The organism is Streptomyces sp. NPDC031132, from assembly GCF_055570595.1.
The window spans coordinates 57,496-76,566 of record NZ_JBVIGX010000005.1 but is presented as its reverse complement, the minus strand read 5'-3'; the positions used below and the strand labels follow the sequence as shown (position 1 = coordinate 76,566).

The 19,071-nt window shown below is 71.1% G+C and carries 15 protein-coding genes and 1 pseudogene; 9 read left to right on the top strand and 7 right to left on the bottom strand.

Annotated features, from left to right (window positions below):
• Positions 1 to 70: 70 nt before the first annotated feature.
• The 6 genes and pseudogenes from ACZ49B_RS09800 (at position 71) to ACZ49B_RS09775 (ending at position 7,708) form a co-directional block, all read left to right on the top strand.
• Positions 71 to 349 carry a hypothetical protein gene (locus ACZ49B_RS09800; RefSeq protein WP_468302652.1) on the top strand — a complete coding sequence of 93 codons (279 nt, stop codon included), beginning with the start codon at positions 71 to 73 and terminating at the stop codon, positions 347 to 349.
• Positions 350 to 435: 86 nt separating this feature from the next.
• A pseudogene (locus ACZ49B_RS09795) lies at positions 436 to 945 on the top strand (hypothetical protein); the annotation flags it as partial.
• 3 nt (positions 946 to 948) lie between these two features.
• Positions 949 to 2,382, top strand: a complete 1,434-nt coding sequence (locus ACZ49B_RS09790; protein WP_468303370.1) for a hypothetical protein — start codon at positions 949 to 951, stop codon at positions 2,380 to 2,382.
• Entirely contained in the window at positions 2,379 to 3,737 is a 1,359-nt protein-coding gene (locus ACZ49B_RS09785; protein WP_468302649.1) for a vWA domain-containing protein, read from the top strand. Before ACZ49B_RS09790 ends, ACZ49B_RS09785 begins: the two co-directional genes overlap by 4 nt.
• 48 nt (positions 3,738 to 3,785) lie before the next feature.
• Positions 3,786 to 4,898, top strand: coding sequence for an ATP-binding protein (locus ACZ49B_RS09780; protein ID WP_468302646.1), 1,113 nt, complete (start codon positions 3,786 to 3,788; stop codon positions 4,896 to 4,898).
• Positions 4,895 to 7,708, top strand: a complete 2,814-nt coding sequence (locus ACZ49B_RS09775; protein ID WP_468302643.1) for a DUF5682 family protein — start codon at positions 4,895 to 4,897, stop codon at positions 7,706 to 7,708. Before ACZ49B_RS09780 ends, ACZ49B_RS09775 begins: the two co-directional genes overlap by 4 nt.
• Positions 7,709 to 7,711: 3 nt before the next feature.
• Here the strand turns inward: ACZ49B_RS09775 and ACZ49B_RS09770 are convergent, their stop codons facing one another.
• Entirely contained in the window at positions 7,712 to 8,251 is a 540-nt protein-coding gene (locus ACZ49B_RS09770) for a hypothetical protein (RefSeq protein ID WP_468302641.1), read from the bottom strand.
• A gap of 172 nt (positions 8,252 to 8,423) precedes the next feature.
• Here ACZ49B_RS09770 and ACZ49B_RS09765 point away from each other — a divergent pair, with 172 nt between their 5' ends.
• Positions 8,424 to 9,629 (top strand): PP2C family protein-serine/threonine phosphatase, encoded by a 1,206-nt coding sequence (locus ACZ49B_RS09765; protein ID WP_468302639.1) that lies wholly within the window; start codon positions 8,424 to 8,426, stop codon positions 9,627 to 9,629.
• A 34-nt stretch (positions 9,630 to 9,663) separates the two neighbouring features.
• On the opposite strand, the gene ACZ49B_RS09760 is transcribed toward ACZ49B_RS09765, so the two are convergent.
• The 5 genes from ACZ49B_RS09760 to ACZ49B_RS09740 form a co-directional block, all read right to left on the bottom strand.
• Positions 9,664 to 10,341 (bottom strand): potassium-transporting ATPase subunit C, encoded by a 678-nt coding sequence (locus ACZ49B_RS09760; RefSeq protein WP_468302636.1) that lies wholly within the window; start codon positions 10,339 to 10,341, stop codon positions 9,664 to 9,666.
• Between the two features lie 21 nt (positions 10,342 to 10,362).
• Positions 10,363 to 12,462 (bottom strand): potassium-transporting ATPase subunit KdpB, encoded by a 2,100-nt coding sequence (gene kdpB / locus ACZ49B_RS09755; RefSeq protein ID WP_468302633.1) that lies wholly within the window; start codon positions 12,460 to 12,462, stop codon positions 10,363 to 10,365.
• On the bottom strand, positions 12,459 to 14,123 hold the full coding sequence (kdpA, locus tag ACZ49B_RS09750) for a potassium-transporting ATPase subunit KdpA (protein WP_468302630.1): 1,665 nt from the start codon (positions 14,121 to 14,123) through the stop codon (positions 12,459 to 12,461). The genes kdpB and kdpA overlap by 4 nt, the downstream gene beginning before the upstream one ends.
• Positions 14,124 to 14,131: 8 nt before the next feature.
• A complete protein-coding gene (gene kdpF, locus ACZ49B_RS09745) occupies positions 14,132 to 14,221 on the bottom strand; it encodes a K(+)-transporting ATPase subunit F (protein ID WP_037836701.1) in 90 nt (29 codons plus the stop codon).
• A gap of 401 nt (positions 14,222 to 14,622) precedes the next feature.
• Positions 14,623 to 15,477 carry an alpha/beta fold hydrolase gene (locus ACZ49B_RS09740; RefSeq protein ID WP_468302627.1) on the bottom strand — a complete coding sequence of 285 codons (855 nt, stop codon included), beginning with the start codon at positions 15,475 to 15,477 and terminating at the stop codon, positions 14,623 to 14,625.
• Between the two features lie 173 nt (positions 15,478 to 15,650).
• Between ACZ49B_RS09740 and ACZ49B_RS09735 the strand changes: the two genes are divergently transcribed.
• Positions 15,651 to 16,475, top strand: coding sequence for a class I SAM-dependent methyltransferase (locus ACZ49B_RS09735; protein ID WP_468302624.1), 825 nt, complete (start codon positions 15,651 to 15,653; stop codon positions 16,473 to 16,475).
• A 397-nt stretch (positions 16,476 to 16,872) separates the two neighbouring features.
• Here ACZ49B_RS09735 and budA read toward each other — a convergent pair whose 3' ends face one another.
• The gene (gene budA, locus ACZ49B_RS09730; RefSeq protein ID WP_468302621.1) at positions 16,873 to 17,625 is read right to left on the bottom strand and encodes an acetolactate decarboxylase; all 753 of its coding nucleotides are present in this window, start codon (positions 17,623 to 17,625) and stop codon (positions 16,873 to 16,875) included.
• A 325-nt stretch (positions 17,626 to 17,950) separates the two neighbouring features.
• On the opposite strand from budA, the gene ACZ49B_RS09725 reads away from it, so the two are divergent.
• Positions 17,951 to 19,057 (top strand): serine hydrolase domain-containing protein, encoded by a 1,107-nt coding sequence (locus tag ACZ49B_RS09725; RefSeq protein WP_468302618.1) that lies wholly within the window; start codon positions 17,951 to 17,953, stop codon positions 19,055 to 19,057.
• Positions 19,058 to 19,071: the final 14 nt, after the last annotated feature.

Sequence of the window (19,071 nt, the reverse complement as noted above, 5' to 3'; positions counted from 1 at the left end):
CGCCGGGCCGCGCAACTCCGGCGCCCCGGGATACCGGCCGGGCGCCCGGTCGGTGGCTAGCCTGGGCTGCATGAACTCCTCCGCCGCGCCCGGCCCCGCCTCCGCCCCCGCCCGGTACACCGTCGTCCTGCGCCCGGGGCTCGCTGAGCCCGGGGGATCCCCGCGCCGTGGCGTGCTGCGCACCGCGCTGGTCGAGGCCACCGGTGAATTCGGGGCCTCCGGCTATCCGCGGTACGCGGGCGAGGGCGTACAGGCCGACATCGACCCGAGGACCCGGACCGTCGAAGCGGTGACGGTCGACGGCGCGGAACTCCCGTACGGCTGGGTGGCCCAGGTGGCCGACGCCTGAGTCCGTGACCGGGGCGTTGTCAGTGCTCCCGCCTATGTTCAGCAGGTCCCGCCGATCGGCGTGGAACTCCCCTTGCTGCATAGGAGATGGGTGCGTTGTCAGACTGGGAGAGGTCGAGCACGGCCCGGGTGGTACCACCCGCGCGGCCGCGCAAGCTCGCCAAGGTCCCGTTCGTCGAGCTGGCAGACGGTCGCTTGCAGGGCGTGGTGTCCAGCGGTTCGGACATGGAGCGCGTCTACGTCTCGTCGGTCGCGGCCGGTACCTACGCGTTCGCCTGCAGCACCAACAACAACCGGCCCTGCGGTGGCGCCCGGGGCTCGTTCTGCAACCACATCAAGGCCCTGATCGCCGAAGCCGTGCTCCAGTACGGCGCCCCGCGCGTGGCCCGCTACCTGCGGGTCGAGGCCGCGGACGGTGAGCCGACGGCGGTGGGCATCACCGCCGACATGAGCAGCACCCGTCCCCCGCAGGGGGACAACAAGGCCGCCGCGCCCGTCTTCAGCCGGTTCCTGCGCCACCTGGCCTATCTGGAACTCGCCCCGACCACCGCGCCGTTGCCGGAGATGCAGTGGTTCCCGCCGACCAGGGCGGCGGCAGGGGTGTCCCCGCGCGGGCTCGGTCCGAGCGCGGGGGAGCGTACCGGCCTGCTCGCCGACACCATCGCCGGGCTCGACGAGGCCCTCGCGGCCGTCGACGCCTTCGACGGGGCCCTCGTCGCCGGTCTGCTCCGTCCCCGTCCCGCCGAGGCCGCCGGGCTGACCGCGCTCGCCCGGGCCGTCGCGGGGACGCCGCTGGCCGCCCGGGTCGCCGAAGCGGCCGAGAAGGCATCGGCCGGAGCCGCCGGCGAAGACCACTTCGTGGCCCTCGCAGCCGCCCGCACCGCACTGCTCGGCTCCGTCCACGACGCACTGACGACCCGCATCGACGAGATGACCGGTCGGCCCCACAGCGAGGAGGAGGCCCTCTCGGCGTCCGGCGGCCAACAGACGCCGAACCTGCTCGCCGCCGCCCGCACCTGGCTCTCGGATCTCGCCCGCGCCGGCTGGCAGGGCATCGACCACGACCTGGTCTCCGCGTCGGCGCCCGTCGTCTCCGCGATGCTCCCCGACCCGGAGCTGCGCCGCCTGGCGACGCTCCTCGACGGGTTCGCCGCCGAACTCGCCGCCTCCTGCCCGGGTGTGTCCCTGGACCTGGACCGCATCCCCGCGCGCCGCTGGGCCGACCTGTGGTCGCGCGCCCTGCTGCTGACGCTGCCCGGCGCGGCCGGCGAATCCGCCACCGGCACGGCCACCGGCCGGCTGCTGCCCCTCGGCCTCGACCTGCACGAGCACGCGACCGCCGTACAGGTCCAGGTCCACGCGGTGTTCGAGCCCGCGGACGGCTCCGCACCCCGCCTGGTGCGGGCCGGTGCATCGGTGCCGAAGCCCGACTCGGTCGTCGGAGCGGGCCTCTGGCAGCTGCTCCGCCCGCACATGTCGCTGCTGGCGGCCGCCGGCGAAGGCCGCTCGATGGAGCTCACCGACATGCCGATCACCGCCGAGGGCGACCTGATCTGGTGCGAGGCGTACGCGCGCTCGGGCGAGCCCGCAGACGCCTTCGCCACCGCCCGCGTGGCCCTGCCCGCTGCGACCGCTGCGGCGACGGCACCGCTGGACCGGCACCCGGTGCGCATCGCCATACCCGTCTTCCTGGAGGGCTACGCCACCCGGTCGGACGACGACGGCGCATTGACGTTGACCACCGCCGGCGGCGACCTCGCCGTCGCCGCCGACCGGATCCCGACCGCCGGACCCCTCACCCCGGAAGCCGTTGCGGCGTCGAGCGCGTGCATCGGCCTGCTCCGCTGGGACGCGGGGACCTTCACCGTCCAGCCGCTCGCCGTCGAAACCACCGTACGGAAGAAGGCGGTCGCGGTGCACGCCGGAGCATGGGCGGGCGGCACGGCCGACAAGGCCGGCGTGAAGGCCGAGAAGGCCGCCACCGACGCCGCGGCGGTGCTGCGCGAGCGAGCGGGAAGGCTGTTGCGGAAGTGACCGGACAGGAACCCGAGGTGCTCCCCACCCCCGAAGACAACCGTCGACAGGTCCTGTACTGGCGACTCCTCGCCCGCCTGTTCGACCAGGAGGAGCAGGCGACGCTGGAGTCGGCGAGCCTGGCCGTGGTCGAGGACATCGGCCTGCCGACCGCCCTCCTCGACCCGCAGGTGTCCGTCGACTCGGTCGTGCAGCGGCACCCGGAGCTGGCCACCGAGTTCGAGGGCCTGATGGCGCCGCCGGAGCCCCACCCGGACTCCGCTTCGGACGGCGAAGGTGACGACGGACGTGACCGCGCCGCCGAGGTACGGCGCGCAGCGCTCGTCTCCAAGGTGTTGCTCAACGTCTTCTCCTCGGGGTCCGGCACGGTCACCGCCGGGCAGCTGTCGCGCTGGCAGTCCGACGCGGCCTGGCTGGAGCGCTCGCTCGGCTGCAAGCCCGGCGAGCTGCGCGGCGCCCGCGCCGGCGGGATCGGCCCGGAACTCGGCGCCATCGAGGCCGACCTGGTCAAGCGGATGCACTTGCGCGAGGTGCTCGCCGATCCCGAGCTCGCCGCGCAGCTGACCCCGAGCATGTCCCTCATCGAGCAGCTGCTGCGCGACAAGAACAACCTGTCCGGCGTGGCCCTGGCCAACGCCAAGGCCCTGATCCGCCGCTTCGTCGACGAGGTGGCCGAGGTGCTGCGCACCCAGGTCGAGAAGTCCACGGTCGGCGCCCTGGACCGGTCGGTGCCGCCCAAGCGGGTGTTCCGCAACCTGGACCTCGACCGGACGATCTGGAAGAACCTCACCAACTGGAGCCCGGAGGAGGAGCGGCTGTACGTCGACCGCCTCTACTACCGGCACACCGCGCGCAAGACGACGCCGCAGCGGCTGATCGTGGTCGTCGACCAGTCCGGCTCGATGGTGGACTCGATGGTCAACTGCACCATCCTGGCCTCGATCTTCGCAGGACTTCCGAAGGTGGACGTCCACCTCATCGCGTACGACACCCAGGCGCTCGACCTCACCCCGTGGGTGCACGACCCCTTCGAGACCCTGCTGCGCACCAACCTCGGCGGCGGCACCGACGGCACCGTCGCGATGGCGCTGGCCCAGCCGAAGATCGCCGAGCCCCGCAACACGGTCGTCGTGTGGATCTCGGACTTCTACGAATGGCGCACCGAGCCGCTGTTCGAGAGCATGGCCGCCCTTCACCGATCGGGTGCCAAGTTCATCCCCGTCGGCTCGGTGACCAGCTCCGGCCGCGGCAGCGTCAACCCGTGGTTCCGGGAGCGCTTCAAGGACCTCGGCACGCCGGTGCTCTCCGGCCACATCCGCAAGCTCGTCCACGAACTCAAGACGTTCCTCGCCTGATACCCCTGTTGCCCTCATACCCGTCAATGCACTGAGAAAGGCCCTGACATGTCCGACCTGTTGCGTGCACCTGCCGAGATCAAGTACGCCGAGGAGCTGGCCTGGCTCGAGTCCGTCGACGACGGACCGAAGCCCTTCTCCTGGCGCCTCTCCCCGAAGATGGTCCGCCTGTTCATCCTGGGATCCGAGCGCTCCGACGGCCTCGACCGGGAGATCTCGCAGAAGTGGTACGGCGACCGCAGCTTCGTCGAGCGTTCCATCGTCACCCTGGCCTCCGACCGCGGCCTGCTGCTGATCGGCGACCCCGGCACCGGCAAGAGCTGGCTGGCCGAGCTGCTGTCCGCCGCGATCTGCCGCAACTCGACGCTGGTGGTGCAGGGTACGGCAGGCACCACCGAGGACCACATCAAGTACTCCTGGAACGTGTCCATGGTGATCGCCAAGGGCCAGTCGCGTGAGTCGATGATCCCTTCGCCGATCATGACGGCGATGGAGTCAGGTGCGATCGGGCGCTTCGAGGAGCTCACCCGCTCGACCAGCGACGTCCAGGACGCGCTGATCTCGATCCTGTCGGAGAAGTACATCTCGGTCCCCGAACTGGACAGCGAGAACATCGTCTTCGCCAAGCCCGGCTTCTCCGTCATCGCCACGGCCAACAGCCGCGACCGCGGTGTCAACGACCTGTCCTCCGCACTGAAGCGCCGCTTCAACTTCGTGCGCATCCCCGTGGTGACGAACAAGAAGAGCGAGGAGGAGATCGTCCGCTTCCGCACCGAGGAACTGCTGCGCCGCCACCAGATCGAGCTGGACGTGCCCCCGACCCTGCTCGACGTGCTGCTGCAGAGCTTCACCGATCTGCGCGCCTCGGCGGCCGCCGCAGGCAGCGACGACGAGAAACTCGAGTCGGCGCTGTCGACCGCCGAGCAGATCGGCGTCCTCGAGGACGCGATCCTGCACGGCAACTTCTTCGGTGAGCGCACCCTGACCGCCCAGACGCTGGCCTCCTCCCTCGTCGGATCGCTGGCGCGGCGCGAACCGGAGGACCTGGCCATCCTCAACAAGTACCTGCACGGCGTCGTCGAGCCGCGCAGCAAGGAAGAGGGCGGCTCCTGGCCGGAGTTCCTGGAGGGCGGCCGCAACGCGATCGCCACCCTGTCATGAGCAGCCCACAGGAGGGGACGACGTTCGACGCGCTGCGCAGCCAGCTGCAGGAGGCCGCCACGGCCTTCGCCGACGGCCCCGACGCGCTGGAGGGGATCCTCCTCGGCATCGTCGACGACGTCGACCGCGCGGTACGCGAACCGCTGGAGGTCTTCCCGGTCTGCCACCACTCGCCGGCGTCGGCCGTCGCGATGGCGCGGCGGCTGCGGGAGAAGCAGCCCAAGGTCGTCTACCTGGAGCTGTGCGAGGACATGGCGCCGCTCCTGACCGAGCTGCGCAACTGCCGTCTCCCGGTGGCGGTGCAGGCGTTCGCGAGCGAGGTCGACGGTTTCCCCGTCGAATGGGCGCCCTTGTCGGTCGTCGCGCCGATCACCGAGGCGTCGGCCGAGTACCAGGCGATCGCCTACGCGCTGGACACGCCGGGCGTCGAGCTGGTCCTCGTCGACCGCTCCTCGGACCACGTGTTCCAGTGGCAGGCGGACGGGGCGCAGCCGGTCGGCGAGCCGGCCGACCCGGATGCGCCGGCGGCCGACGAGGAGGCCGCGCTGCACGGCGACGCCGTCGGCGTGGAGATCGGCGACCTGCGCCCGCGCTTCGCCGAGCTGGAGGAGCACCTGCTGCACCACGGCCGCGTGCGGCACTGGTCGGAGTGGTGGCACCAGTACGTCGAACTGCCCCTCGGCGACAGCGACCACGACACGTACCGGCAGGTCATGGTGCTGATCGGCAGCCTGTTCCGACGCCTCGCGCCGGGGGATCCGGCCCGGGTCCGCGTGGACGAGGACCGCGAGCGCCACATGTGGACCAGGATGCGCGAGCACCTCGCCGCGACCGGCACCGATCCCGCGGACTGCCTGTACGTGTGCGGTGCTTTCCACGCGGCCAGCCGCGTCGCCGAGTTCGGTGTCGACGGCTCGGACACGTTCGAGATCAGCCCGCCGAGCGCCAGCACGTGGCAGTACGGACTCATCCCGTCCAGCCATGCGGCGATCGAGGCGCAGTTCGGCCTCGCGGGCGGCTCCGTGTCGATCGCCGCCACCCAGTGGGCGAAGAACCTCAAGCGGACGCGGATACAGCCGTTCCGGCTCGCGGGGCAGGCGGGTGCGAAGAAGGCGGCCAAGCCGCCGAAGACGGCGGCTCCGACAGCCGTCCCGGCGGCGCCGGACCCACCGGCCGACATCCCGGCGGACCTGCTCTCAGGGTTCCTGCAGCGTCCGCCCGTCCTCGACCGGCTGGACGAGGCCGAACTGCTCGGCTGGTCGGTGGAGATCGTGCGCGCCGCGCGCCGCAACGGCTACCTCGCCTCGACCGCCGACGCCATCGCCGTCTTCGAGACGTCGATCCTGCTGGCCGGCATGCGAGACCGGGCCAAGCCCACCCCGTACGACTTCCAGGACGCGGCGATCACCTGCATCGAGAAGGACAGGGTGCCGGGCCGGCGCGACGTACGCCGCCTCGTCGAGATCATGATGGGCGGCGACCGGATCGGCCAGGTCGGCTACGAGGCGCTGCCGCCCCTCGCGCGCGACGTGCACGACCGGCTCGCACCGCTGGGCCTGGCGCTCCAGCAGCGCGGTGTGCAGCGGGCCTTGCTGGACATGGCCTCCCGTCCCGAACTGGAGAAGTGCTCCGACGTCCTGTGGATGCTGCGGCACCTGATGCCGCACGGCGCGGCGCGGCCGATCATGGGCGAGCGGCGGCTCGGCGAACGGTCGATCCAGGAGTCGTGGGACCTCGCCCTGGGTACGCACCAGCGGGCGCTCATCGAGCTCGGCTACGACGGCGTCAGCATCGAGCAGGTCCTGGAGCAGCGCCTGCGGCGCACCGCGTACGGGCCGCAGGCCACCACGGCGACGGTCCTCCAGGCCGTCGAGGACGCGACGCTGTACCTGGGCAGCCGCCGCCTCGCCGACGAACTGGGCACGCGCGCCCTGGAGGTCCTGGCGACCGAGCGCAGCGTCGACGGTGCACCGGAGGTGCTGCGGCGGGTACGGCGCCTGCTGGGCTACTACCGGACCGGCGAACCGGTGCTGCCGGCGTGGATCGAGTCCTTCGTCAAGACCGGTTATGCGCACTACTGCACCCTGCTGCCGACGGCGTTCACCGACGAGGACGCGACGGTCCGCCAGGTCGCGGCGATGCTGGGCTTCCTGTTCAGCATGGAGAGCCTGGCGCTGTCGCTGGGCTGCGACCGTACGCAGCTGGAGCTGGCCTTCGCACAGTCGCATCCGCAGGAGCCGTCGAAGATGGCGCTGCTGTGGGCGGCTCAGGTGCACCTCGGGCAGCTCTCCCGTACGGAGCTGCGGGCGCGGTGCGACGACCTGCTGGGCAACCCGCTGGTGGTGCCGGCCTACCCCCGCTACCTGAGCGGATTCCTGCAGGCGCTGGAGCCGGTGCCGCAGCTGGCCGACTTCGTGGTGGAGGCGGTGTCGAACGCGTTCGCGCGGCTGCCGGATCCGGTGCTGCTGCCGTGGCTGCCGACCCTGATCACCACCCTGCGCTCCGGCGGCGGCGAACTGGCCCCGCTGCTGATCCGCGAGGCCGGCCGGGTCTTCCCCGGCCGCCTCGCGGCACTGGACGCCTGGACCCCGCCGTGGCAAGAGCTCCCGCACGCGGCGCCCGTCCTGCCGGCCCGCGCCGGGGCCGCCGCACTGCTCACCACCCACCCCGAACCGTGCAACGCCCTGGCGGCCCTGCTGGGATGCGACGCCCCCTGGACCCCGGGGGCCACCCCTCCCACGGGTGCAGTCCTGACCACCCGTCACCCGACGGCGGCCCTGGCCCTGGAGACGCTCCTGGACCGGCTGTAGGCGTCAGCGGTAGTCGTCGGGGTGGCCCTGCATCCAGACGTTGATCTTGTCCCGGGTGCCGATCAGCAGGGTCTGGTGCTCCTTCAGGTTCTCGAAGGAGCGGTCCCCGGCGAGCTCCGCGTCGAGCTTCTTGATCAGGGCGATCGGCTCGGGGAAGTGCCCGGGGCCCTTCGGGTCGGCCTTCATCGCCGCATCCATGCGGTGCAGTTCGTCGTAGACCCGCCCGAGGAAGTACGCGCAGTTCCCCGGGGTGCACGATTCGCCCAGGGTGGCCTGGAGTCCCGCGAAGGCGTCCCGGACCAGGCTCACCGGCTCGGAGCTCTGGGCCGACGGAGCACGGGACGCCGAGGGCGCGGTCGGTGCCGAGGCAGCGGGAGCCGCGGAGCTCGACGCACTCGGGGTCGCCGCCGGTGCACTGCTCGGGGCGGACGAGCCGCCGGGCGAGGCGCTCTCCTTCGGGCTCGTCCCGCAGGACACGCTGAGCGCCGCCAGGGCCACGGCGACGACCGCGGCACCTCGCATCTTGGATATGGGCATGGCCATGACTTCCCCCGTGATCGTTGAGTCGGCTGACTCTACTCGGCGACGAGGGCTCACCGTGTACCCGGAGGCCGGTCTGCCGTCCTCGGCGCGCCCGGCGGGCGCGCGGCGCACGTGCGGGTGACGGTTCGGGCTGGTGGAATGGCCTCTTCGGCTGCCGGGCCGGGGAGGTGTCTTGTCGGAGCATGACGGGAGGTCCGCCGGGCCCCCGGGGGAGTACGAGGCGCTGCTCGCGCGGCTCCGGACGATGGAAGCCGCCGCCGAGCAGATCGGAACGCGTCTCGACGAGACCACGACGTGCGAGGAACTGGCCGGCTTCCTGTTCCGTCACCTGTGCGACGCGGTCGCGGTGGAGCTGCGGGCCGAGGACGGCGGGCAGAACCGGGTGGCCGTGGCCGGAGCCGCCGGACTGCTGACGGCCCCGGCCGACGGCTCGCCCTCCGCACGGGCCATGGACGGCGGCCACCCCCTCTCCGAGAGGGTGGCGCTCTCAGGCGACGCCCCCGCGCACCTCGTGTCGGTTCCCCTGCTGGCCCGCGAGCGGGTCCACGGCGCGGTGCTCGCCGTACGCACCCGGGGCGGCTTCAGCGACCACGAGGTGGCGACGATCCACTTCGCGGCCCGCCTGGCGGCGGTGCACCTCGGGCATGCCCGGGAGCTGGCCGCCATCGAGGACACCGCGATGCACCTGCAGCTTGCGCTGGTGTCGGAGCCGGGCCGGCCGCACCCCAACCTGGAGATGGCCAGCCGCTATCTGCCCGTCGGTTCCAGGACCCTGGTGGGCGGGGACTGGTTCGAGACGGTCCGGCTCCACTTCGGCCGCACCCTGCTGGTGGTCGGGGACGTGATGGGCCACGGGCTCGACGCCGCGGTGGACATGAACGCGTACCGCTCCACGCTGCGCGACGTGGCCTCCACGGACCTCGCCCCGCACCGCGTGCTGCGTCAGCTGGACGCCCTGGTCGCCGAGGATCCCGCCCGCCGGCCGGCCACCTGCCTGCTGGTACGGATGGACCCCACGCGCGGCGTCGCGGACTTCGCCAGCGCCGGCCACCTGCCGCCCGCGGTCTTCGGAGCGGACAGCTCGGCCGCCCTGGTCGACGTACCGGTGGGTCCGCCGCTGGGCACCGGCGTGGGCGGCTACGAGGGCGTCACCCGGGCGATCACCCCCGAGGAGACCCTGCTGATGTTCACCGACGGGCTGGTGGAACGGCGCGGCGAGGACATCGACGTCTCGCTGGCCCGGCTGGCCGGACTGCGCCTGCCGGTGGGCGCGGAGGTGGAGGAACTGGTGGACGCCGTGGTGGTGGCCCTGGACGCCCGCCACGCCGAGGACGACGTCGCCGTACTCGCCGCCCGCATCCGCCGCCGCAAGCCGTAGGCGCGGGGCCTTCCGCCGCAGACGGGTGCCGCGGTCAGCTCTTGGTCAGGGCCTTGAGCGCGGTGTTCAGCTCCAGGACGTTGACCCGGGGCTCGCCCATGAAGCCGAGGGTGCGGCCGCCGGTGTACTTGGCGACGAGTTTCTCGACCTGCTTGACGTCGAGGTCGTTCTGCTCCGCGACCCGGTGGACCTGGATCTTCGCGTACTCCGGGGAGATGTTCGGGTCGAGGCCGGAGCCGGAGGAGGTGACGGCGTCGGCCGGCACGTCGGAGGGCCTGACCTCGTACGTCGCCGTGGAGTTGTCCGCGATCACCGCGTCCTTGGCCTCGATGACCAGCTTGACCAGGTCCGGGTTGTCGCCCGACTTGTTGGTGGCGCCGGACACGATCAGGGAGTACTGCCGGTTGACGCTGTTGGAGCCGAGGCCGTTGGAGGGGCGCGGCTGGAACCACTTCAGGTCCGGCTCGGCCGCCTCCTGCGGGTCATCGGGGTGGTGCTTCGGCAGGTTGTACGTCTGGCCGATGAGGGACGAGCCGACGACCCGCCCACTCTTGTCCTTGATCTGGGAACCGTTTGCCTTGTCGCCGAACGCGACCTGGGCGACGCCGGTGACGGCGAGCGGGTAGATCAGGCCGCAGACGACGGTCAGGACGAGGAGAGCACGCAGTCCGGCGCCGAGCAGGCGGACGGTGTTGCCTACGGAGTTGTTCATGGCGGTCAGCACGCTCCTAGTTCAGCGCAGGCCCGGGACGAGGGTGATGAGCATGTCGATGATCTTGATGCCGATGAACGGGGCGACGAGGCCGCCCAGTCCGTAGATCCCGATGTTGCGGCGGAGCATCTTGTCGGCGCTGGTCGGCTTGTACTGCACGCCCTTCAGGGCGAGCGGCACGAGCGCGATGATGATCAATGCGTTGAAGACGACCGCGGAGAGGATCGCCGAGTTCGGCGAGTGCAGGCCCATGACGTTGAGCTCGTCGAGGCCCGGGTAGACCACGGCGAACATGGCCGGGATGATCGCGAAGTACTTCGCGACGTCATTGGCGATGGAGAACGTGGTCAGCGCGCCCCGGGTGATGAGGAGCTGCTTGCCGATCTCGACGATCTCGATGAGCTTGGTGGGGTTGGAGTCCAGGTCCACCATGTTCCCGGCCTCCTTGGCGGCCGAGGTGCCCGTGTTCATCGCCACGCCGACGTCCGCCTGGGCGAGGGCCGGGGCGTCGTTCGTACCGTCACCCGTCATCGCGACGAGCTTGCCGCCGGCCTGCTCCCGCTTGATGAGGGCCATCTTGTCCTCGGGGGTGGCCTCGGCGAGGAAGTCGTCGACGCCGGCCTCTTCGGCGATGGCCTTGGCGGTCAGCGGGTTGTCACCCGTGATCATGACGGTCTTGATGCCCATGCGGCGCAGTTCGTCGAACCGCTCCCGCATGCCCTCCTTGACGACGTCCTTGAGGTGGATGACGCCCAGGATCCGGGCGCCCTCCTCGTCCTCGACGGCGACGAGCAGCGGCGTGCCGCCGGCCTCCGAGATCCGGTTGGCGAGGAGGTCCGCGTCGTCGGCGACCTTGCCGCCCTGCTCGTTGACCCAGGCGACGACCGAACCGGCAGCGCCCTTGCGCGTCTTGCGGCCGTCCACGTCCACGCCGGACATGCGGGTCTGGGCCGTGAAGGCGATCCACTCGGCCTGGGCGAGATCGCCCTGGTGGCGCTCGCGCAGACCGTACTCCTCCTGGGCGAGGACCACGATGGAGCGGCCCTCGGGGGTCTCGTCGGCCAGCGACGACAGTTGTGCGGCGTCGGCCAGTTCGGCCTCCGTCGTGCCCTTGACCGGCACGAACTCGGCGGCCTGGCGGTTGCCGAGCGTGATGGTGCCGGTCTTGTCGAGCAGCAGCGTGGAAACGTCACCGGCTGCCTCGACCGCACGCCCCGACATCGCGAGGACGTTGCGCTGGACGAGCCGGTCCATGCCCGCGATGCCGATGGCGGACAGCAGCGCACCGATGGTCGTCGGGATCAGGCAGACCAGCAGAGCAGTGAGCACGATCATCGACTGCTCGGCGTCCGCGTAGATCGCGAACGGCTGGAGCGTGACCACGGCCAGCAGGAAGACGATGGTGAGCGACGCGAGCAGGATGTTGAGCGCGATCTCGTTGGGCGTCTTCTGCCTGGCCGCGCCTTCGACCAGGGCGATCATCCGGTCGATGAAGGTCTCGCCGGGCTTGGTCGTGATCTTGACGACGATCCGGTCCGAGAGGACCTTCGTACCGCCGGTGACGGCCGAGCGGTCGCCGCCGGATTCCCGGATGACGGGTGCGGATTCGCCGGTGATGGCGGACTCGTCGACCGAGGCGACACCTTCGACGACGTCACCGTCGCCCGGGACGATGTCGCCGGCCTCGCAGACCACGAGGTCGCCGATGCGCAGGTCCGTGCCGGGTACCCGCTCCTCGTCCTTGCCGACCAGGCGGCGGGCGACGGTGTCCGTCTTCGCCTTGCGCAGGGTGTCGGCCTGGGCCTTGCCGCGACCCTCGGCGACGGCCTCCGCGAGGTTGGCGAAGATGGTGGTCAGCCACAGCCAGGCCGTGATCGCCCAGCCGAACCAGTCCGTCGGGTCCTTGACCGCCAGGACGGTGGTGACCACCGACCCGACGAGGACCACGAACATGACCGGCGACGTGACCATGACCCGCGGGTCGAGCTTCTTCACCGCGTCGGGGAAGGACTTGAGCAGGGCCTTCGGGTCGAACAGGCCGCCGCCGACGCGCCCCGCCGGGGCCTTGTGTCCGGTGGGCAGGTCTTCGTGCGGAGCACGGGTGGGGGTGATGGTGCTCATGAGGCGAGCCCTTCAGCGAGCGGACCCAGCGCGAGGGCGGGGAAGTAGGTCAGACCGGTGATGATGACGATCGTCCCGACGAGCAGGCCCGCGTAGAGCGGCTTGTCGGTACGGAGGGTGCCGGCGGTCGCCGGCACGGGCTGCTGCTCGGCGAGCGAGCCGGCCAGCGCGAGGACGAACACGATCGGCAGGAAGCGGCCGAGCAGCATCGCGATGCCGATGGTGCTGTTGAACCACTGTGTGTCGGCGTTCAGGCCGGCGAAGGCCGAGCCGTTGTTGTTGGCGCCCGAGGTGTAGGCGTACAGGATCTCGGAGAAGCCGTGGGCACCCGGGTTGGCCATCGAGTTGCCGGGCGTCGGCAGCGCCATTGCGGCGGCGGTGAAGCAGAGCACCAGCGCCGGGGTGACGAGGATGTAGCACGCGGCCAGCTTGATCTGGCGGGTGCCGATCTTCTTGCCCAGGTACTCGGGGGTCCGGCCGACCATCAGGCCCGCGATGAACACCGCGATGATCGCCATGATCAGCATGCCGTAGAGGCCGGAGCCGACGCCGCCGGGCGCGATCTCGCCGAGCTGCATGCCCAGCATCGCGATGCCGCCGCCGAAGCCGGTGTAGGAGGAGTGGAAGGAGTTGACCGCACCGGTCGAGGTCAGCGTGGTCGCCACGGCGAAGATCGACGAGCCGCCGATGCCGAAGCGGGTCTCCTTGCCCTCCATCGCCCCGCCGGCGATGTCGAACGCCGGGCCGTGGTGGGCGAACTCGGTCCACATCATCAGCGCGGTGAACCCGAGCCAGATGGTCGCCATCGTGGCGAGGATCGCGTAACCCTGGCGCAGGTTGCCGACCATGCGGCCGAAGGTCCGGGTGAGGGCGAACGGGATGAGCAGGATGAGGAAGATCTCGAAGAGGTTCGAGAACGGGGTGGGGTTCTCGAAGGGGTGGGCCGAGTTGGCGTTGAAGTAGCCGCCGCCGTTGGTGCCCAGCTCCTTGATGACCTCCTGCGAGGCCACCGCCCCGCCGTTCCACTGCTGCGTGCCACCCGTGAACTGGCCGACCCAGTGGATCCCGGCGAAGTTCTGGATGACACCGCAGGCGACCAGGATCAGCGCGCCGATCACGGAGATCGGCAACAGGATCCGGACGGTACCGCGCACCAAGTCGGTCCAGAAGTTGCCGAGTTCGCCGGTGCGCGAGCGGGCGAAGCCCCGTACGAGGGCCACGGCGACGGCCATGCCGACCGCAGCCGAGACGAAGTTCTGCACCGCGAGGCCGCCGGTCTGGACGACGTGGCCCATGGCCTGCTCGCCGTAGTACGACTGCCAGTTGGTGTTCGCCACGAAGGACGCGGCGGTGTTGAAGGCCTGGTCGGGGTCGATCGACACGAAGCCGAGCGAACCGGGCAGCACGCCCTGCACGCGCTGGAGCAGGTAGAGGAAGAGGACGCTCACTGCGGAGAAGGCCAGGACGCCGCGCAGGTACGCGGGCCAGCGCATCTCGGCCGAGGGGTTGGCGCCGATGGCCTTGTAGATCCACTTCTCCGGGCGGTAGTGCTTCTCGGAGGAGTAGACGCGGGCCATGTGGTCGCCGAGCGGACGGTATGCGAGGGCGAGCGCGGCGACGAGCGCGAGCAGCTGCAGCACACCGGCGGTTACGGGGCTCATGTCAGTGCTCAGAACCTCTCCGGATACACGAGGGCGAGGACGAGGTAGCCCAGCAGGGAGACGGCCACGAGCAGGCCGACGATGTTCTCGGCGGTCACAGCTTGGCCACCCCTCGGGCGATGAGAGCCACCAGCGCGAAGACCGCGACCGTGATGACGACGAAGGCCAGATCGGCCATCGTGAGCTCCTGGATGAAGTGATGAAATGGGTTTCGGCCAGACGGCCGAGTAGGAGCAAACCGCGAGCTCAGACGGTGGTTAAGACCTCTTGACGGGCTCCATACGGGCGGGCCGCGACTCTTGACGCCACCCTGACGCAGAAACGACTCGGCGCCATGAGGGCGCGGCACGGCGGGGGCCCGGCGGCGGTGCGCCGCGGCCGCTCAGCCGCGGTGCGCGAGACCGGCCGTGTCCAGGGCGGAGCCGGCCTGTGCGGCGGGGGCGACGGCAACCGTGGGGGCCTGCTGCGAGGGCAGTGGACCCGGGACCTTCACGCCCACCTACCGAGCACGGTCTGTGGCGGTGTGTTCGAGGATTGCGGGGACGATGGTCGCCCAGTCGGCCCGCTCGACCCCGTGGCCGGCGTCCTCCAGCGCCAGCAGCCTGCCCTCGGGGAGCTGTTCCGCGAGTGCCTCGCCGTGCCGGAGCGGGAACATCGGATCGGCGGTCCCGTGGATCACCAGCGTGGGCACGGTGATCGAGGACAGGGGCGCCGGTGAGAACTCACCGTCCGGAAGCGAGTCGTGGTTGCGGGCCGCGGCGAAGTCGTGCGCGCGCTCGACGTCGCGACGGACGAGGCGGCGGGCGGCGCTCTCGTCGAACGGGCGCCGACCCCCGGCGAGGACGCGCGCGTAGCCGACCTGGTACTCGATCACCGAGCCGGCATCCGACCAGTCGACCTGCACGTCGGAGACGAACCGCATGAACTCCTCGGTGGGCGGCGGAAGATCGCGGTCGCCGGGCACGGCGCAGGACGTGCTGATCAGTACGAGCGAGAGGACTCGATCGGCGTAATGGAGCGCGAGCAGCTGCGCGAGAGCCCCTCCGGCCGAGACACCCACGACGTGCGCGGCCGGGATCGCATGCGCCTCGAGCACCCGGGCGGCGTCACCGACCAGGTCCGCGCCGGTGTACCCGGGACGGCCCGGCTCGTAGGTGACCGATCGGCCGGTGTCGCGGTGGTCGTAACGGATCACGAAGCGTCCGCCGTCGGCGAGCATCCGGCACAACCCCTCCTCCCACCACAGCATCGAGGCCCCCAGGCCCATGACGAGCAGGACGGGCGGATCCGACGGGTCGCCGAAGGACTCGGTGCACAGCGTGATGCCGTCCGCCTCCACGACGCGCTCGGCCATCGTTGCCTCTCCTCTCCTGCGGTACGCCGGCTTCGGGGGTAGTTGTAGCAGCCCGGCCGGTCGGGAGACGCGACCTGGCGTTCGTGGTCCGAGGTGGAGGGCGCCTCCGGTGGGCCCGGCGCTGTCGGTCTCGCGTCGATAGGGTGGCCGTTTGCCGATCGAGGAGGCGGGTGATGCGTATGACCGCGTGGGGGCAGGTCGACATGGCGCGCAGTCAGGTGTTCGGGGAGGTGGCCGAACTCTACGATGCCGCCCGCCCGGGATACGCGGACGCTCTGGTGGGGGAGGTGCTCGCGTACGCGGCTCTGGGGGAGCGTGAGGCGGTGGAGGTGGGCGCGGGAACCGGCAAGGCCACGGTGCCGTTCGCGGCGCTGGGTACGCCGTTGGTGTGCATCGAGCCCGATCCGCGCATGGCCGAGGTGTTGCGCCGCAACACCTCGTGCTACCCCGGGGTCCGGGTGCACAGCGGTGGCTTCGAGCAGTGGCAGCCCGGTGGCCGCCGCTTCGGACTCCTGCTCGCTGCCACGTCTTGGCACTGGGTGGACCCGGAACGGCGTTGGGATCTGGCGCGGGAAGCTCTCGCGCCGGGCGGGGTCGTGGCGTTGTTCTGGAACCCGCAGGGGGTCCGCGATGCCCGGTTGCACGCCGCCCTGGCCGAGGTCGACGGCCGCCACGGGATCGACCATGCGCCGCATGGTGAGCCGGCGTCCTCGTACGGCGACGTGCCCGGGAACTGGGCCGGGTTGCCCGGCTGGCCCGAGGAGGAATGCCGGCGCGACGGGCGCTTCACGGACCTGCGTGCCGTCCGTTATCGGCAGGTTCAGCACTACGACACCGGGCGATACCTGGGATACCTGGCCTCGCTCTCGCGCTATCGCGTCCTGCCCCCTGACCGGCGCGAGCAGGTCCTCACCGAGACGGCCCGGGTCCTGGACGCCCACGGTGGCGGCATCGAAATGGAGCACTTCAGCGACCTCTTCCTGGCCCGGGTCGGCTGAGGCTCATGCACACTGAAGGCTTCCCCGTGCGAACGCGCGGGGTGAGTGCGGAGCGGGTCCGCGACGCGTTCGAGCAGGCCCTCGCCGAGTCCGGGATCGAGCTGCCCGATCCGGGCCTGGCACGGCGCCATGCGCTGCGCCGGCTGGCGGCGAGACTCGTCGACGGAGAAATCGCTCCGGCCGAACTGGTGGCGGACGGCTGGTCGGAGACCGAGGCCGAAACCGCAGAGCCGCCCGCAACGCGTGTGCTGCATCGAGTACACGTCGGGGCTCGACCAGCGGACGTGGGCGGCCGAACTGCGGATCGCCGCGCTCGCCCTGGCATCGTCACCGCCGATCGGTCCCGGCTGCTGACTTCGCTTCCGCAGGTGCCGACAGCGGGCCTTCAGGACACCGCTCATGGCCTGCGGCCGCCTTGGAGCACCGCCTCGATTTCAGCCGCGACATCGCCCCGGCCGAGCTGCGCCTGGTGGAAGTCCTCCGTGCGCGGCATGTGCAGGACCAGTTCGTAGCCCACGTCGACGCGCACCCGTCCGGAGCGGAGTACGAAGTCGTAGGCGTGTCCGCCGCGGGTGCGGCAGCCGGAGAGGAAGTGCAGGTGGTATCCGGCGGCAGCCACCCCGAGCAGGTGGGTGGGGCTGCGGAAACCGACGATGGTCCCGTCCAGATCGGTGTGGGTGGAGATGATCTGTTCCGCCACCGCGTCGATCAGCCGGGGGTAGGGGCGGTGCTGCTCGGGGAGCATGCGGGTGACCACGTGGTCGAAGTGCCCGTCGACGCGCACCGCGTAGAACATGTGGGGGCTCGGCAGCCAGTCGTCGATCACCGTGCGGAGCTCTGTCGCGTCGACCGGCTCCGTCATCTGCCAGTCGTACTCGCCGTGGAAGTAGGTCACTGCCGCGAGGGGTGTTCGCGTGGCCGGGTCGGCTTCACCGGCGGTCCCGTCGGCGCGTAATCGATAGCACCGGCCGTCCAGGACGATCATCTCGCCGTCGAGCCGGTCGAAGGTTCCGATGCCGAAGTCGCCGTGGCGGCGGAGCTCGGCGATGGTCGTCGTGCCTTCGTAGACGCCTTCCAGCATGGCCGTCATGGTCGAGGCCTGGAAGATCCGCCCCGGCGCCTTCCGCGGAGTGGAGTCCGGTCCCGGCATGTGCCCCCCTGAGTCGCCGTGCGTGCGAGGGCCCGGCAGCGACTTCACGACGCTTCGCCCCCCCGGCCAGACCTGCGTGCAGCAGCACGTTATGGAGACGACCACGGCGTCACAACGGCGCGCACACGGTCGCGCGTTGTGTCCGGCGGTGCAGCCGGCCGGCGCCCGCCGTCCGGCGCCCCCTCGCGCCCCCCAACCAGGGCCTGTGTCAGGGGCGGTGCAGGGTTGTGATCAGGGTGATCACCGATGGCCGACGGCCGCTGTGCGTACCAGAGTTGATGGTGTCACCAAGGCCCGTCAGCTCGCCCCTCCGAGAGGAACTTCGATGCGCATCCGCCTCGCCGTCACCACCCTCGCCCTGGCCACCGCCCTCACCGCCGGCGCGGCTCTGCCCGCAGTGGCCGCCATGCCGGGTTCCAACGCACCGGCGTCTGCCGGCCCCACCGTCCAGGACATCCTCGACCACCTGCCCGACGACGTCGTTGCGGGCGCGCTGATCAGACGGGACGGCGCGGGGGCCGCGGCCGGCCCGGTCACCGCTGACGCGTACGTCCGGATCGGCAGTGTCACCAAGACGTTCACCAACGCGGTGGTGCTCCAACTCGTCGCCGAACGCCGGATCGACCTCGACGCACGGGCACGGCGGTACCTCCCCGAGGTGCTGCCCGAGGCGTACGACCGCGTCACCGTGCGCCAGCTCCTCGACCACACGAGCGGCCTGCCCAAGCCCGCCCGGACCCCCGGCCCGGCCGACGGACCCGGATGGCAGCTCAAGTCCGTGACGCCCGAAGACCTCCTGCGCGACTCGTTCGCCGCAGCCACCGCCGCGCCGCCCGCACCCGGCTCCGAGCAGCAGTACAACGGGCTCAACTCGTTCGTCCTCGGCCTGCTCGTCGAGAAGGTCACCGGCCGCTCCTTCACCACCGAGCTGGAACGCAGGATCATCCGGCCGCTGCACCTGCGTCACACCAGCCTGCCCGCCGCCGACGACCCCACGATCCCCTCGCCCCACGCGAAGGTGTACGTCGGCGGGCAGGACGTGACCGAGCAGAGCCCGTACCCGTGGGCCGAGGGAGGCATGATCTCCACCGCCGCCGACCTGGACCGCTTCTTCACCGCGCTGTTCCGGGGGCGCCTGCTCCCGCCCGCCCAGCAGAAGCTGGTCTTCGAGCTGCCGAAGGTGCAGGGCGCCGCCGACAACAAGAACTGCTTCGGCCAGGAGGCCTGCTACAGCGTCGGCGGACTCATGCGGTACAAGCTTGCGAACGGGGAGTACGCCTGGGGCAAGACCGGCTCCCGCCCCGGCTGGGACAACGGGTTCTTCGCCTCGCAGGACCTCCGACACCGCGTGGTGTACTCCCTGAACCCGACGGGGACCGGCAGTGATCTCCCGTACGTCAAGGCACTCGTCAACGCCGCGCTCGCCGACTGACAGCGCTTCGAGCG